Annotated in this window: 12 protein-coding genes; 5 read left to right on the top strand and 7 right to left on the bottom strand. The window is 69.0% G+C overall.

What is annotated here, in order from left to right; genetic code table 11:
* Positions 1 to 2: 2 nt before the first annotated feature.
* Together AC1DXX_RS12020 and AC1DXX_RS12015 are read left to right on the top strand one after the other, a co-directional pair.
* Entirely contained in the window at positions 3 to 1,469 is a 1,467-nt protein-coding gene (locus AC1DXX_RS12020) for a trypsin-like peptidase domain-containing protein (protein WP_478134424.1), read from the top strand.
* 48 nt (positions 1,470 to 1,517) lie between these two features.
* Positions 1,518 to 1,892 (top strand): TraR/DksA family transcriptional regulator, encoded by a 375-nt coding sequence (locus tag AC1DXX_RS12015; protein WP_478134423.1) that lies wholly within the window; start codon positions 1,518 to 1,520, stop codon positions 1,890 to 1,892.
* Positions 1,893 to 1,907: 15 nt separating this feature from the next.
* Here AC1DXX_RS12015 and AC1DXX_RS12010 read toward each other — a convergent pair whose 3' ends face one another.
* The 7 genes from AC1DXX_RS12010 to AC1DXX_RS11980 form a co-directional block, all read right to left on the bottom strand.
* Complete coding sequence (locus AC1DXX_RS12010; RefSeq protein WP_478134422.1) at positions 1,908 to 3,455, bottom strand: bifunctional aminoglycoside phosphotransferase/ATP-binding protein; 1,548 nt, start codon at positions 3,453 to 3,455, stop codon at positions 1,908 to 1,910.
* A gap of 16 nt (positions 3,456 to 3,471) precedes the next feature.
* Positions 3,472 to 5,949, bottom strand: a complete 2,478-nt coding sequence (locus AC1DXX_RS12005; RefSeq protein ID WP_478134421.1) for a cation-translocating P-type ATPase — start codon at positions 5,947 to 5,949, stop codon at positions 3,472 to 3,474.
* A 93-nt stretch (positions 5,950 to 6,042) separates the two neighbouring features.
* Positions 6,043 to 6,885 (bottom strand): universal stress protein, encoded by an 843-nt coding sequence (locus AC1DXX_RS12000; RefSeq protein WP_478134420.1) that lies wholly within the window; start codon positions 6,883 to 6,885, stop codon positions 6,043 to 6,045.
* A 177-nt stretch (positions 6,886 to 7,062) separates the two neighbouring features.
* Complete coding sequence (locus AC1DXX_RS11995) at positions 7,063 to 8,100, bottom strand: zinc-dependent alcohol dehydrogenase family protein (RefSeq protein WP_478134419.1); 1,038 nt, start codon at positions 8,098 to 8,100, stop codon at positions 7,063 to 7,065.
* A 78-nt stretch (positions 8,101 to 8,178) separates the two neighbouring features.
* Complete coding sequence (locus tag AC1DXX_RS11990; protein ID WP_478134418.1) at positions 8,179 to 8,529, bottom strand: NAD(P)H-dependent oxidoreductase; 351 nt, start codon at positions 8,527 to 8,529, stop codon at positions 8,179 to 8,181.
* Between the two features lie 12 nt (positions 8,530 to 8,541).
* Positions 8,542 to 8,835 (bottom strand): NAD(P)H-dependent oxidoreductase, encoded by a 294-nt coding sequence (locus AC1DXX_RS11985; protein WP_478134416.1) that lies wholly within the window; start codon positions 8,833 to 8,835, stop codon positions 8,542 to 8,544.
* Between the two features lie 85 nt (positions 8,836 to 8,920).
* Positions 8,921 to 9,838, bottom strand: coding sequence for a universal stress protein (locus AC1DXX_RS11980; RefSeq protein ID WP_478134415.1), 918 nt, complete (start codon positions 9,836 to 9,838; stop codon positions 8,921 to 8,923).
* A gap of 201 nt (positions 9,839 to 10,039) precedes the next feature.
* Here AC1DXX_RS11980 and AC1DXX_RS11975 point away from each other — a divergent pair, with 201 nt between their 5' ends.
* The 3 genes from AC1DXX_RS11975 to AC1DXX_RS11965 all read left to right on the top strand — a co-directional run bounded on the left by AC1DXX_RS11975 (position 10,040) and on the right by AC1DXX_RS11965 (position 15,358).
* The gene (locus AC1DXX_RS11975; RefSeq protein ID WP_478134414.1) at positions 10,040 to 12,409 is read left to right on the top strand and encodes a phosphoketolase family protein; all 2,370 of its coding nucleotides are present in this window, start codon (positions 10,040 to 10,042) and stop codon (positions 12,407 to 12,409) included.
* A 113-nt stretch (positions 12,410 to 12,522) separates the two neighbouring features.
* A complete protein-coding gene (locus AC1DXX_RS11970) occupies positions 12,523 to 13,251 on the top strand; it encodes a winged helix-turn-helix domain-containing protein (RefSeq protein ID WP_478134413.1) in 729 nt (242 codons plus the stop codon).
* A complete protein-coding gene (locus AC1DXX_RS11965) occupies positions 13,244 to 15,358 on the top strand; it encodes a PAS domain S-box protein (RefSeq protein ID WP_478134412.1) in 2,115 nt (704 codons plus the stop codon). The genes AC1DXX_RS11970 and AC1DXX_RS11965 overlap by 8 nt, the downstream gene beginning before the upstream one ends.
* The last annotated feature ends 7 nt before the right edge of the window (positions 15,359 to 15,365 follow it).

Raw genomic sequence — 15,365 nt, 5'->3', positions numbered from 1 at the left:
ACGTGAACACGCCCAACGCAACCGCCCCTCCCCACGTCCTGGGATGCCTGCGCCGCCGTGTCGCCTGTCTGGCGGTCCTGCTCGTCTGCAGCGGCGGTCTCGGCGCCTGCGCCACCGGGCCAACGCCGGCGGTGGCGCACGCCGCACCCGGCTTTTCATCCCTTGTCGCCAGCCGCAGCACATCGGTGGTCGACATCAGCACGCTGCGCATCGGACGCGACGAGAGTTCGGAAGGCATCGAGCTGGAAATCGCCCCGGAGCGCGACTTCGCGGACCGCCTCGCCTGGCCCCTGCCGGCGAGCGTCCGGATCAGCCAGATCCGCGACCTCGCCTCGGGCGTGATCATCGACAGCAACGGGCTGATCCTCACGAGCGCCCACCTGGTCACGAACATCGACGAGGCTCAGGTGCAACTCGACGACGGGCGCCGTTTCACAGCACACGTGGTCGGTGTTGACAAACGCACCGACGTCGGCCTTCTGAAGATCGATGCGACCGCCCTGCCCGTGGCCGTCATCGGCGACTCTTCGACACTCGGTCCCGGCGACTGGGTGGCCGCGATCAGTTCGCCCTTCGGGTTCCACGGCAGTGTCACGGCGGGTGTTGTCAGCGCAGTCGGGCGGGTGATCGGCGGTGCGGGCGAGATTCCCTTCATCCAGACCGACGTCGCCATCAACCCGGGCAGCTCGGGCAGTCCGCTGTTCAACAGCCGGGGCGAGGTCGTGGGCATCAACTCGATGATCTACAGCGGCAGCGGCGGCTACATGGGCCTGTCCTTCGCGGTGCCGATCAACCTGGCGATGCGCATCGCCGGACAGCTGCGCGAACACGGCGCCGTGCGCCGGGCCTACCTGGGTGCGGAGTTCCAGGAGTTGACGCCCGCCCTGGCCCAGTCCTTCGGCCTGCCGGCGGCGACCGGCGCCCTGGTCGTCCGCGTGGAGGCAGGCGGCCCGGCGGAGGCTTCGGGCCTTGCGCAGGGAGATGCGGTGCTGGCCTTCGACGGCAAGCCGCTCGCGCATTTTTCCGATCTTCCGCAGCAGATCGCACAACGCCAGCCCGGCAGCCGCATGCAGCTCGAGGTGTGGCGGCACGGCGCGCCCCGCACGCTCCAGGTTTCGCTGGCGGCACAGCCTGCGCTCCCCGGCACATCCTTCGCGGCCGCGGTGCCCGAATGGAACGACGGCCTGGGCCTGAGCCTGGGTGATCTGTCGCCCGCGCAGCGACAGCAGTTGCACATCGACAGCGGCTTGATGGTGCGGGAAGCCGCCGGCCCTGCACGCAGCGAAGGCATCCGTGCCGGCGACGTGATCGTGGCCCTGAACACGGTGAAGCTTCATCGCCTGGACGATTTCAGGCAAGGCCTGGCACGGATCGCTCCCGGAAACACCGTCGCGCTGCTGGTCATGCGCGACCGCCGGCTGGCCTATGTGGCGGTCCGTCTTCCGGCGCCGCGTCGCAACCGCTCCTGACCGCGAACGCGCCGCCTCGTTGCAGCCATTCCATCGCAAGGACACACCATGAGACACCTCGACACCAACGACCGCCGCGACCTGCACCTGCAACTCGACATGCTGAAGCGCCAGGTGCTCGACGAACTCCGCGCCTCGGCGCCTGCGGCCCAACGCATGTCGGCCGAGAGCCAGCATGAAGTGAAGACCCATGCCGACGAGGCCGAGGCCGAACGCGCCGACGACGTTCGCTTTGCCGAGATCGAGATCGATCGCGCCAGGCTGGAAGAGATCGATCAGGCGCTCGCACGCATGGCGGGCGGGCGCTACGGCATCTGCGAAGACTGCGGCGCGGAAATCCCGCGTGCGCGGCTGTTTGCGCAGCCCACCGCCATCCGTTGCGCGGCCTGCCAGACGGCGGTGGAAGCACGCCTGCGGCACTGAGGCGGGAACGCCGCATCAATCGTCGTCGTCCTTGCGGCGGCTCAGGGTCGCGGCGCGCCAGCGCGCTTCGACCAGCGCGATCTCCACGGTGTCCTGCGTGGAAACCTCGATGGCCAGGGCGCGTTCGTCGGCGTCCAGTGGCTCGTGGCTTTCCAGTTGGCGCTCCAGCACTGCCAGCCCGGCTTCCGAGGCGTCCGTGCCCGCCGCATCCCGATCGGCCACGCGGCGGCGCAGCGTGGCCGCGTCGGCGCGGCAATCCAGGATTGTGAAAGGCACGCGGAGCTCGGTTGCCAAAGTCTCGAAGCGGCGTCGCTCGGCACTGCGCAGGAAGGCCGCGTCCACGATCACCGGGTAGCCCGCCAGCAGCGCGTCGCGCGCGCAGGCGTGCAGCCTTTCGAACGTCCGCCGGGTCGCTTGCGCGCCGTAGATGTCGAGCCCGAGGTCGGCGGAGCGTGCCAGCGGATCGAGACCGTACAGGCGCTTGCGCTCCACGTCCGAGCGCACACGAACGGCGCCCGCGGCGCACAGCAACTGCGAGGCCAGGCTTGATTTTCCCGAACCCGAGAAGCCGTGCGTGATCATCAGGCGGGCACCTCCTTCCGGCTGCGTCGCCAGTTGCCCTGCGCACGCCAGGTAGTCGGGTCGGGTATCGGCGTCCGGCGCCTGCGGGCACAGGCCCGAGGCCATGGCCCGCACCAATGCCCTGTACACCTCGTAGAAACGCCACACCCGCAGGCCAGGGTAATCGCCGCTGTGCTGCAGCGATGCGTCCAGGAAACGGAATGCGAGATCGCTGCGGCCGTAGGCCTTCAGGTCCATGGTGACGAAGGCAATGTCGCTCATGACGTCGATCCAGCGCAGCGCCGGGTCGAACTCGATGCAGTCGAAGGGCTCGAGCGCGCCGTCGAGCAGGACCACGTTGGCCGTGTGCAGGTCGCCGTGGCATTCGCGCACGGCCCCGCCGTGCTGGCGGGCGATCCAGGCCATGCGCAGCGCCCGGCCCTGCTCTCGAATCCATGTGCCCAGCGCGGCGAGGCGGCTGTCGTCGGCCTGTGCCCGCAACGCAGCCAGCACGTCCGTCGCCGCACGAACGATCAGCTCGGGACTGCCGAAGCCGGACGCCGGCGTCGCGCACTCCGCGGCCCCGTGCAACGCCGCCAGCCGTTGCGCGAAGCCTTCCAGCCACCCGGGCTGGAGCCGGTCCGCCACCAGCAGGTCGCGCAGCAGCGACGACTCCGGAAACCGCCGCATTCGGACCACATGGTCGATGGGCGTGCCGGCGCCGCCGATCCGCGGCGAATCGCGGGTGCCGCAGACCGGCGCCACGTCGATGTAGAGCGCGGGGGCGAAGCGCCGGTTGAGGCGCAGTTCTTCGTCGCAGAAATGCTTGCGGGCCTCGATGCTGCCGAAATCCAGGAACGGCAGGCGCACCGGCTTCTTGAGCTTGCAGGCGAACGTCTGCGTCAGCAGCACCCAGGAGATGTGCGTCTCGACCAGTGCGACCGGCTGCCCGGTCTCCCGGCGGAGTTCTTCACGCAATGCGTTGACCAGTGTAGTGTCCATATGGCGTGTTGGCGATTCAATGACCGCGAGAAACAGCGAAAAGGCGCCACAGCGCCCAGCCCGCGGGCAACACGACCCACAAGGCCCACGGCGACGATGCATCCGGCAGGCCGAACACCACCCCCACGCCAGGCACCCCCGTCAGCAGGCCCCAGACCACGCACACACCGATCAGCAGCGCATGGAACACCGTGTTGGTGTGCGCAAGCCGGACACCGGCCCTGCGGAACCACAGAAGCAGCAGCAGGTTGCCGAGCACGATCGATCCAAGGCTTGCCATGCGCAACTCCTCGTGCGTGGCCCCCTGCGCGCGGAAGCCCCACTGGACCAGTGCCACGCCGACGAAGACCAGCGCGCCCATCGCGAACGCACGGGCTGCCGAAGCCAGCGAGAACAATGCATCGTCCCGATGCCGTGGCGGCACCGTCATGCTGTCGTCGGACGCCGGCTCGGCTTCGAACACCAGCGAGCAGGCCGGGTCGATCAACAGCTCGAGCAGCACCACGTGCAGCGGCAGCAGCAGCACCGGGCCGCCCATCACGACCGGGATCAGCGCCACGCCGACGATCGGCACATGCACCGCAAAGAGATACCCCAGCGCCTTGCGCAGGTTCGTGAAAATACGCCTTCCGGCGCGCACCGCCTCGACCAGCGAGGCGAAGTTGTCGTCCAGCAGCACCAGCGAGGCGGCTTCGCGCGCAACGTCGGTGCCACGCTGGCCCATCGCGACGCCGATATCGGCCGCCTTGAGGGCCGGCGCGTCGTTCACGCCGTCGCCAGTCATCGCCACGATGTCGCCCTGCTGCTGAAGAACTCGCACGATGCGCAGCTTTTGCGCCGGATCGACCCGTGCGAACACCTGCACCTCGCGCACGCAACGGCGCAGCGCCTCGTCGTCCATCGTGGCCAGCGCCTTGCCGGTCATGACCTGCGCCTCGCCGCCGTCGACCAGACCGGCCTGCCGCGCGATCGACCGGGCCGTGAGGGCCGCGTCGCCGGTGATCATCACCACGCGAACCCCCGCACGCCGACATTCCTCGATGGCGCCGGGCACCTCCTCGCGCAAGGGGTCCGTGAAACCGAGCAGGCCCAGCGGTGCCAGGCGCAGCCCGCCAGGCAGCGCGGCGTCGTCGCCGGCCTGCGCGGCATGCCCCTCGGCCACCGCGAGCACCCGCAGGCCGCCGGCGCTCCACCTGTCGGCGGTTTCGCGCAGCCGCTGCATGAGCACCGGATCGGCATCGCAGAGCGCGAGCACGGCCTCCGCGGCGCCCTTGACCGCCACCGTCTGCCCGGGCTCGCCGGGTGCGTGCCACCAGTGCACGACATAGGGCGCGCCGTCACGGATGCCCCGGCGCGGGCCCGGTGTCCAGCCCGCATCGCCGCCGCTCAGGCCTGCGGCTTGCGCGGTGGCGCGCACCGCATGGTCCATGGGCTCGACGCCGCCCGTGCTGCTGGCGCGCAGTGCACCCGACAGCAGGCGGCGAAGGCGCGGGGCCGACTCGCCCGCGCCCGGATTGCATTCGGACTCGCCGTCGTGCAGCACCGCGAGCGCCATGCGGTTGCGCGTCAGCGTTCCAGTCTTGTCCACGCACAGGACCGTGGTGGTGCCGAGCGCCTCGATGGCCTGCGGCTGGCGGGTCAGCACGTTCGACTGCGCAAGACGCCAGCTGCCGAGCGCCAGCATCACGCTCCAGACGACGGCGAATTCCTCGGGGATCAGCGACATCGCCAGGGTCAGCCCGACGAGCAGGCCTTGCGTCCATGAGCCTTCGCGCAGCGCGAACACGGTCGCCGCGACGACGCAGGTGAAGGCCGCGAGCCATGCGACGCGTCCCACCAGCCGACGCAGTTCATCCTGCAGCCGGCTCGCGCGGGGAACAAGCTGCGCGATCGAGCGGTGGATGGCGCCCAGCGCGGTGTGGGCGCCAGTGCCGGTCACCTCGGCCACGCCGTCGCCGCGCACCACCAGGCTGCCCGCGAAGAGCCGGCCGGTCTCGCCTTCACCGTCCGCGTGCTTGCCCAGCGGCATCGATTCGCCCGTGCGCAGGGATTCGTCGACTTGCAGCCCGACGGCCTCGACGATCCGCGCATCGGCGGACAACCGGTCGCCCTCGTTCACCAGCAGGCGGTCGCCGCGCACCAGCTCGCGGCTCGCGATGCGCAGCGCACGCCCCTGGCGCACGACCGTGCAGCGCGGGCTGGAGAGGTCCTTCAGCGCCTCGAGCACGCGCTCGGTCCGCTGCTCCTGGTAGATCGACAGGCCACCCACCAGCAGCACCGAGAGCGCGAGCATGCCGGCGTCGCCCAGGCTGCCGAGCAGCGCATACAGCGCGGCAGTCGCCAGCAGCAGCAAGAACATCGGCTGCGTCAGCGCATTCCAGGCAATGCGGGCCAATCCCCTGCGGGACACGGACGGCAGTACGTTCGGACCGTCGCGATGCAGGCGCTGCGCGGCTTCGTCGTCGGTCAGGCCCGCAGGCGGGTTGTCGGGCACGGCGGTTCCTCGGTGGCTTTGGTCGAGCGTGCCACCGTCGGCCGCCGCAACCTTGACCTCCGTCAAAGCAGGACCCACGCGCGGCCAGACACCTCAATGCGCCATCAGGACCGGCACGGTCATCTGCGCGAGGATCTGCCGCGTGACGCCGCCCAGGATCCGCTCGCGCAGGCGCGAATGGCTGTAGCCGCCCATCACGAGCAGATCGGCGCTCAGGTCCGAGACACGCGACAGCAGCGCGTCCGCGATGTCGATCTCGGTCACTTCGGACTCGGCACGCGCCTGCACGCCGTGCCGCAGCAGGAACTGGATCATGTCCGGCACCAGCAGCCGCTGCGCGTTGTCTTCCTCGTCCGGATGGCGCAGCGACACGAGCGTGACGCGCGCGGCGCGCCGCAGCGCCGGCAACGCGGCCAGAAGGGCCACGGCGGATTCGCGCGAACCGTCCCAGGCCACCACGATGCGCTTCGGGCTCCCCTCGAACACGCCGGCCGAAGGCGCGACCAGCACCGGCCGCCCGACCTCCATCAGCACGTCTTCGGCGAGCCCGTGCACCGTGGTGTCTCTCCGGTTCGAGTCGTCGCTCTGCCCGAGCACCACGAGATCGCTCGCCCGCCCGTACCGCACCACGGCGTCCGCCGTCACGCCGTCGACCAGCCGCACCTCGTACGACAGGGGCCCCGACCCGGCGATGCTTTCCCTGAACTCCCGTGCGATGGCTTCGGCGCGCTGGCGCAGGTAGTCGGCCGACTCGGCGATGTAGTCGGTCATGCCGGTGGCGATGGCATCGGCGGGGATCACGCCGTCGTAGAGTCCCGTGGGCACCAGCCCGACCAGGTGACTCTCGTGCGCCCGCGCCCACAGGGCCGCCATCGCGGCGCGCGCGGGACTGCGGACCGAGTGGTCCAGGTGAACGAGGATGGTCTTGAAATTCATGGATGCCTCCGCAAGGTGGTGCGCCGCATGCGGCGCAGTACATGGACGTCAGGCAGATGTTCGAGCACCGGAAGCGCTCGGGTATTGATGGCGATCAAATGAATGCTTCAGCACGCGCTTCCGCCGCCGTCGAAACGGCAGATCCGCTGGTCGGAAAAGTCCGATGCGCGCCGAACCCTACGCTTCGATGATCACCTTGAGCGCATGCGTCTCGGCGGCGCGCCCGAAAGTGTCGTAGGCGTCCAGGACCTGGTCCAGCGTGAACCGGTGCGTGATCAACTGGGCCGGGTCCACCTTGTGGGACTGCACCGTCTTCAGCAGCATCGGCGTCGACACCGTATCGACCAGCCGCGTGGTGATCGCGATGTTCTGCGACCACAGCCGCTCCAGGTGAAGCTCGGCCGGATGCCCATGAACGCCGATGTTCGCGATGGTGCCGCCGGGCGCCACGATGTCCTGGCACAGCACGAAGGTGGCCGGTATGCCGACCGCCTCGATCGACACGTCGACGCCGCGGCCACCGGTCAGCGCGAGCACCGCCTCGGCGGCCTTGCCGTCGGTGCTGTTGATCGTGTGCGTCGCGCCGAAGCGGCGCGCAACCTCGAGCCGGCCGTCGTCCAGGTCGATCAGGATGATCTGCGATGGCGAATAGAACTGGGCCGTGAGCAGCGTGGCCAGGCCGATCGGCCCGGCGCCCACGATGGCCACCGTGCTGCCGGGCGCGACCTTGCCATTGAGCACGCCGCACTCGAAGCCGGTCGGCAGGATGTCGCTGAGCATCACCAGCGCCTCCTCGTCCGCGCCGGGCGGGACGGGGTACAGGCTGGTGTCCGCATGCGGAATGCGCACGTACTCGGCCTGCGTGCCGTCGATGGTGTTGCCGAGGATCCAGCCGCCGGTGGCGCAGTGCGAATACATGCCGCGGCGGCAGTTCTCGCATTTGCCGCACGACGAGATGCACGAGATCAGCACATGGTCGCCCGGACGGAAGGCCGTCACGCCCGCGCCGACGGTCTCGACCACGCCCACGCCCTCGTGCCCGAGGATGCGCCCCGGCGTGCACGTCGGCACATCGCCCTTGAGGATGTGCAGGTCGGTGCCGCAGATGGTCGTCTTGAGGATCCGGACGATGGCGTCGCCCGGCGCCTGGATCTCCGGCTTGGGATGGTCTTCGAGCGATTTGAGGCCGGGGCCCCGGTACACGAGTGCTTTCATGCCGCCACGTTATGCGTCCGTGCGCGTTCTTCTCTTGAGATAGCGCAAGGATTCCCGCATCGCCGCGCAAAACGGTTTCTACCTGCCCTCGCGCCCCAGCACTGCGAACCGGCGCAGCCATTGCCCGCGCTGGGCGTCGTTCATGCCCTCGACCAGGCCGACCAGCGTTTCGTGGACCGGCGCAATGCCCACGAAACCGAAGATGTTCCGCTCCAGCGCCTTGAGACTGTGGGCGCGGAAATACCAGCGATAGACCAGCGCCGGCATTCCCATGGTCACGACGATGCGCGCCGAACGGCCCTTGAGCAGCTTCGCGCCGATGCCGTCTTCCGCTGGCCGTCCAAGCGCAAACCCCGGGCGAAGCACCTGCTCGAGGAAACCCCTGGTGATGGCGGGCATGCCGCCGAGCCACAGAGGAAAGAACAGCACGATGTGCTCGGCTCAGAGGATCGCATCCTGCGCCGGCTGCAGCACCGGCGGCACGGCCTCGGCGTCCCACGCCGCCTTGCTGCGTAGCAGGGGAAACGCCAGCTCTGCGATCCGGATGACCCGGACTTCATGGCCGGCCGCCTGTGCGCCCCGTGCGTAGGCTTCGGCGAGCGAATGGCCGAAATGCGTGGCCGACGCATCGGGGTGGCCCTGCAACAGGAGGATTTTTCTCGACATGGCGTTCAGCGAAACAGAGATGGCGCCATCCTCGGCACCGCGCGGTGTTCCCGGCTTGCGGAAGATCAAGCCCGTGCGATCGTGCGGCAGGCCCGGCGCGCCGGGTTGGCGGTGATCGCAGCCACCAGCCAGGGGGCTTCCGTAGCCACGCGCGTCAGTGCGCCATCAGTACTGGAATCCTGGCTTGCACGAGCACGCCGCGTGTCACGCCGCCCAGCAAGTGCTCGCGCGTGCGGGCATGGCCATAGCCGCCCATCACGAGCAGTTCGCTGCCCAGTGCCTCGGCGCGATCCAGCAGTGCATCGGCAAGAGGCAGCGACGTCACCATGCGCTCGAGCTTGGCCTGGATGCCGTGCCGCAGCAGCCAGCCGTTCATTTCAGCAGGGTTCGGTGCATGTGCCGAGTTCGCATCGCCGTCCCGCAGGAGGGAAACCAGCGTGACATGAGCCGCCTTGCGCAGCAGCGGCATGGCACCGCGCAGCGATATCGAAGCCTCCCTGCTGCCGTCCCACGCCACCAGGATCCTGTCCAGCCCTTCCGCCATGCGGCCCGCGCGCGGAACGATGAGCACGGGCCGGCCCGCGTTCAGCATGACCTCCTCCGGCAGTCGGCGCTCCGCGTCGCCCACGGCCGCGGCTTCGTCCGCCTGCCCCACGACGATCAGGTCGCTGGCCCGGCCGAGATGGACGACGGCCTGCACAGGTTCGCCATCCACCAGCCGCGCGTCGCAGGATGCCAGGGCCGGACCCAGCCGGCTGCGAAACACGTGTGCGACGGCTTCGGCCCGCCTGCGCAGGTACAGGGCGGCCTCGACGAGCACGTCGGCCGTGTCTTCCGCGCAAGCAAGCAGAGGTGCCGGGCCGCACCCGGCTGGTACGCCGGTCGGCACGATGCCCATGAGGTGGCTGCGATGCAGCACGGCGATCCGAGCGGCCAGACGGGTGCGGACCTCGCACCGCTCGGTGTGGTCGAGGTGCACGGAGATGGTCGAGAGCGTCACGCTTTGCCTCGCGTTGCGGTGGTCTTGCGATGCGCCTTGCACAGCGCCGGCGGAAAAGTGAAGTCGCTGCACATGGTGTGTCCTTTGCCCGAAGAGCGTTCACGCGAATGCTGACGCCGCACCGCCCTGCCCGCTTTGCGCGGGATCAAGGCAACACAAGACCACGCCTCCTGTATCGGTTGTTACCGGTTTGACCGACATCAACCCTGTGCGCGCTCGCATGCCGATACTGGAACGTCCGTCCGTCCACCCAAAAAGAGAAAGCAGTTCGACATGACCTCCTCCCCTGTCCCGGCAATTCCGGACGACTTCGTGCTGCTCGATGCCTGGTGGCGCGCCGCCAACTACCTTTCGGCGGGCCAGATCTACCTGATGGACAACCCGCTGCTGCGCGAGAAGCTCGTGCTCTCGCACATCAAGCCGCGCCTGCTGGGGCATTGGGGGACGACACCGGGCCTCAACTTCATCTACGCGCACATGAACCGCGCCATCAACGCGCTGGACCTCGACGCGATCTTCATCGCGGGCCCGGGCCACGGTGGGCCCGGCGTGGTCGCCAACACCTACCTCGAAGGCACCTACAGCGAGGTGTATCCGGCAATCGGGCAGGACGCCGAAGGCCTGCAGCGGCTGTTCATGCAGTTCTCGTTCCCGGGCGGCATTCCGAGCCACGTCGCGCCCGAGACTCCCGGCTCCATCCACGAAGGCGGCGAGCTGGGCTATTCGCTGCTGCATGCCTACGGCGCGGTGTTCGACAACCCCTCGCTGCTGGCCTGCTGCGTGATCGGCGACGGCGAGGCCGAGACCGGAGCGCTGGCGGCGAGCTGGCATTCCAACAAGTTCCTGAACCCCGAACGCGACGGGGCGGTGCTGCCGATCCTGCATCTGAACGGCTACAAGATCGCCGGCCCCACCGTGCTCGCACGCATCGGCGAGGAAGAGCTGGCGCAGTTGCTGCGCGGCTACGGCCATGAGCCGTATTTCGTCGTGGGCGACGAGCCGGCCGAGATGCACAGGCAGATGGCGTCCGTGCTCGACACCGTGCTGGGCAGCATCCACGCCATTCAGGCAAGCGCCCGCAAGGACGGTTTTCGCACGCGGCCGCGCTGGCCCATGATCGTGCTGCGATCTCCCAAGGGCTGGACCGGGCCGCGCGAGGTGGACGGCCTGCAGGTCGAAGGCACCTTCCGCGCGCACCAGGTGCCGCTCACCGACTTTGCCGCCCAGCCGGGCCACGTCGAACTGCTCGCTCAATGGCTGCGCAGCTACCGGCCCGAGGAGTTGTTCGATGCGGGCGGCGCGCTGCGCCCCGAGATCGCCGCCCTCGCGCCCAAGGGCCGGCGCCGCATGAGCGCCAATCCGCATGCCAACGGCGGGCTGCTGCTGAAGGACCTGGCGATGCCGCCCTTCCGCGCACATGCCGTACCGGTGACGGCCCCGGGCGCGGTCGATGCCGAGGCCACGCGCGTCGCGGGCAGCTTCTTGCGCGAGGTCATGCGCGCCAATGCGCAAGAGCGCAACTTCCGGGTGATGGGGCCGGACGAAACCGCATCGAACCGGCTCGGCGCACTGTTCGAGGTGACCGAACGGACCACCACCGCCCAGGTATGGCCAGGCGACGACCACCTCTCGCCCGACGGCCGCGTGATGGAAGTGCTGAGCGAACATCTCTGCCAGGGCTGGCTCGAAGGCTACCTGCTGACCGGGCGGCACGGCTTCTTCTCGTGCTACGAGGCCTTCATCCACATCGTCGACTCGATGTTCAACCAGCATGCCAAGTGGCTCAAGGTCGCGCGCGGCATCGGATGGCGACGGCCGGTTGCGTCGCTGAATTACCTGCTCACGAGCCACGTCTGGCGACAGGACCACAACGGCTTCAGCCACCAGGACCCGGGCTTTCTCGATCACGTGGTCAACAAGAAGGCCGAGGTCGTGCGCGTGTACCTGCCGCCGGACGCCAACACCTTGCTCTCGGTGACCGACCATTGCCTGCGCAGCCGCGACTACGTGAACGTCATCGTGGCCGGTAAGCAGCCCGCCCCCCAATGGCTGGACATCGATGCCGCGACGCGCCACTGCACCGCGGGCCTGGGCATCTGGGAATGGGCGAGCAATGACGAAGGCGGCACGCCCGACGTGGTGATGGCCTGCGCCGGCGATGTGCCCACGCTGGAGACGATGGCGGCCGTCGACCTGCTGCGCGAGAAAGTGCCCGAGCTGAAGGTGCGGGTGGTGAACGTGGTCGACCTGATGGCGCTGCAGTCGCCCACCGCACACCCCCATGGCCTGGCGGATGCGGACTTCGACGCCATCTTCACCACGGACAGGCCGGTGATCTTCGCGTTCCACGGCTACCCCGCACTGATCCACAGGCTGATCTACAGGCGGCGCAACCATCCCGGCTTTCACGTCCACGGCTATTGCGAGGAAGGCACCACCACCACGCCCTTCGACATGACGGTGCTCAATCGGCTGGACCGCTTCCACCTCGCCGCCGATGCCATCGCACGCGTGCCGCGCCTGTGCGACAGCACGGGCCATGTACAGCAGCATCTGCGCGACAGGCTCCTGCAGCACCGGGCCTACATCACCCGTCACGGCCGGGACATGCCGGAGATCGAGAACTGGCGCTGGACACGATAGCCGGCTGATTCGCGAGACAGGGCTGCAACGGGTGCCGCAGGCGAGGTGTGCGTGCTACGCTCATGCCGATCCAGGATGTTCACAACATTCGCGCCTTATTTCCTTGCCCACGCATGAAACCTGCCTCCCACATCGCGGTGCTCGACGACGAGGTCGACATCACGCTGCTGCTGGCCAACTACCTCCAAGGCCACGGCTTCCGCGTCACCCAGGTCCATGACGGCCGCGCCCTCACGACGCTGATGGACACCGATCCTGCCGACCTCGTGCTGCTCGATCTCGGCCTGCCCGGCGAAGACGGCTTCTCCATCGCGCGCCGCGTGCGCGAGAGCTGGCGTTGCGGCCTCGTCATCGTCACGGGCCGGGGCGATGCGGTGGACAAGGTGGTGGGCCTCGAGGTGGGCGCCGACGACTACGTCACCAAGCCTTTCGACCTGCGCGAGCTGGTGGCGCGCGTGAAGGCGGTGCTGCGGCGGCTGACGCCCGAGGCGCCCGCATCCGCACCAACCGCAGCGCTTTCCCCCGACAAACTGCGCTTCGCCGGCTGGCAACTCGACACCGCCGCGCGCAGCCTCAGGAACCCGCAAGGCGAGGAAGTGGCCTTGACCGGTGGCGAGTTCGACCTGCTGCAGGCCTTTGCCCGCCATCCCGGCCGCGTGCTGTCGCGCGACTTCCTGCTCGAGCAGACGCGCGGACGCGAAGCCGCGCCCTTCGACCGCACGATCGACGTGCAGGTCGGCCGGCTGCGCAAGAAGATCGAGGCGGATGCGGACGATCCGCAGTTCATCAAGTCGGTGCGAGGCGCGGGCTACATCCTGGTGCCGCCGGTTTCCCATGGCTGAGGCTGCGGACAACCTGCCCTTCCTGCCCGACGCGCCCATCCAGGGCTTGCCGTCGGGCATCGACGAAGGCAGCGTGTTCCGCTCGCTCTTCATCGCCTACCCCGATTCGCTGCTGCTGGTGGACCAGTCCGGCAGCATCATGCTCGCCAACCCTTCGGCAGCCGCGCTTCTGGGCTATGCGGTGGACGAGCTGGTGGGCCTGAACGTCGACGTGCTGGTACCCGACAGCATCCGCCCGCGCCATGCCTCGTACCGCGAGGCCTATGGCCGCGCGCCCCGCCCCCGCCCGATGGGCACGCACATGGAGCTGGTGGCCAAGCGCAAGAACGGCAGCGAGGTCATGGTCGAGATCGCGCTCAGCCCGCTGCAGAGCCACGGGCTGCCATTCGTCGTGGCCGCCATCCGCGACATCGGCGCCTACCCGCGCGTGAAGCAGGCGCTGCAGCGCGCGCGCTACAGCGAACACCTGGCCCAACTGGGACGCCTGGCGGTCGACACGCGCGACCTGCAGGTGGTGCTCCAGCACGTGCCGGAAATCATCACCACGGCCTTGCAGGTCGAGGTCGCGATGGTATGGCTGCTCGACGGCAACCGCCTCGAGTTCCGGGTGGCCAGCGGCGTCGGCCTGGTCGCCGGCGAGGAGATAGGTGCGCGCATCGCCAACCGCCCCGACACCCCGCCGGGCTTCGTGTTCTCCCAGGGCCAGCCGGTCGTGGTGCCGGACTACCGCAAGGAAGACCGGTTTTCCGTACCCAAGGCCTACCTCGACGCTGGCCTGGTCAGCGCGCTCGCGGTGCCGCTGACCGACCTGGGGCGCGTGATCGGCATGTTGTCGGTGCGCTCGAAGGAGTCCAAGCGCTTCGGCGACGAGGAAATGCGCTTCCTGGAATCGCTGTCCAGCCTGCTTGCCACCTGCCTGCAGCGCGTGCAGACCGAGGAGGCGCTCAGCCACGCGCAGCGGCTCGAAAGCGTCGGCCAGCTCACGGGCGGCATCGCGCACGATTTCAACAACCTGCTGACCGTCATCCAGGGCAACCTCCAGGTCCTGGAAGAACTGCCCGCGTTGGCGCAGGACGGTTATGCGCAACAGCTGCTGGGCGCCGCCACCCGTGCCTCGCGGCGCGGCGCCGAACTCACCGGCAAGCTGCTGGCGTTTTCCCGGCGGCAGGTGCTGCAGCCGATCGCCGTCGACACGCATACGCTGCTCCACTCGCTGGCCGACATGCTGCGCCGCACGCTGGACCAGCGCATCCGCATCGAGATCGACACCGTGCCCGCTTGCCCGCCAGTACTGGCAGACCCGGGCCAACTGGAATCGGCGCTGCTCAACATCGCGATCAATGCGCGCGATGCCATGCCCGAGGGCGGCACGCTTCGCTTTCGCACCGAGCTGTGCGGTGCGTTGCCCATGGCCCTGCGCAGCCAACGCAACGACCCGAACAACAATGCCGCTGCGCGCTTCGTCGCGATCTCCATCGCCGACAGCGGCACAGGCATGTCCGAGGACGTGAAGGAGCGCGCCTTCGAGCCCTTCTTCACCACCAAGGAAGCCGGCCGCGGCACCGGCCTGGGCCTGAGCACGGTGTACGGCTTCGTCAACCAGTCCCGGGGCGCAGTCGCGATCGACAGCAAGACGGGCCAGGGCACCACGGTGACGCTCTATCTGCCGCAGCAGGAAGAAGCCCGCCCACCGGCCGTCATGGAAGAGCGCGCCGACGAAACGATCCCGCCCGGACTGCGCGTGATGCTGGTCGAGGACGATGCGGAGGTCCGCAAGGTGGTGCACACCTTCCTGGCGACCCTGGGCTGCGAGGTTGTCGCGGCCGCCACGGCCGAGCAGGCGTTGTCGGCGCTGGACGCGGGCGCCGGGCCTTTCGACCTGTTGCTGAGCGACATCGCCCTGGGCGCGGGCATGCGCGGCACGCGGCTGGCCACCGAGGTGCAGCAGCGCTTTCCCCGGTTGGCGGTGCTGCTGATGTCGGGCTTCTCGTCGGAGCTGCTCGATGCCGACCGCGAAGTGCCGCAGAGCTGGGAACTTCTGCGCAAGCCCTACACGCGCTCCGAACTGGCGCAAGCCATGGCGAAGGTGCTGGCCGGTCGCGCCTGAACGCGCA

The organism is Variovorax sp. P4_B10 (assembly GCF_056402375.1).
This window is presented reverse-complemented; position numbering and strand designations above follow the sequence as displayed.

Bases quoted from the DNA above. Each gene is read 5' to 3' on its own strand.
- AC1DXX_RS12015 (WP_478134423.1), top strand. From the start codon at position 1,518: ATGAGACACCTCGACACCAACGACCGCCGCGACCTGCACCTGCAACTC.
- AC1DXX_RS12010 (WP_478134422.1), bottom strand. From the start codon at position 3,455: ATGGACACTACACTGGTCAACGCATTGCGTGAAGAACTCCGCCGGGAG.
- AC1DXX_RS12000 (WP_478134420.1), bottom strand. From the start codon at position 6,885: ATGAATTTCAAGACCATCCTCGTTCACCTGGACCACTCGGTCCGCAGT.
- AC1DXX_RS11995 (WP_478134419.1), bottom strand. From the start codon at position 8,100: ATGAAAGCACTCGTGTACCGGGGCCCCGGCCTCAAATCGCTCGAAGAC.
- AC1DXX_RS11975 (WP_478134414.1), top strand. From the start codon at position 10,040: ATGACCTCCTCCCCTGTCCCGGCAATTCCGGACGACTTCGTGCTGCTC.
- AC1DXX_RS11970 (WP_478134413.1), top strand. From the start codon at position 12,523: ATGAAACCTGCCTCCCACATCGCGGTGCTCGACGACGAGGTCGACATC.
- AC1DXX_RS11965 (WP_478134412.1), top strand. From the start codon at position 13,244: ATGGCTGAGGCTGCGGACAACCTGCCCTTCCTGCCCGACGCGCCCATC.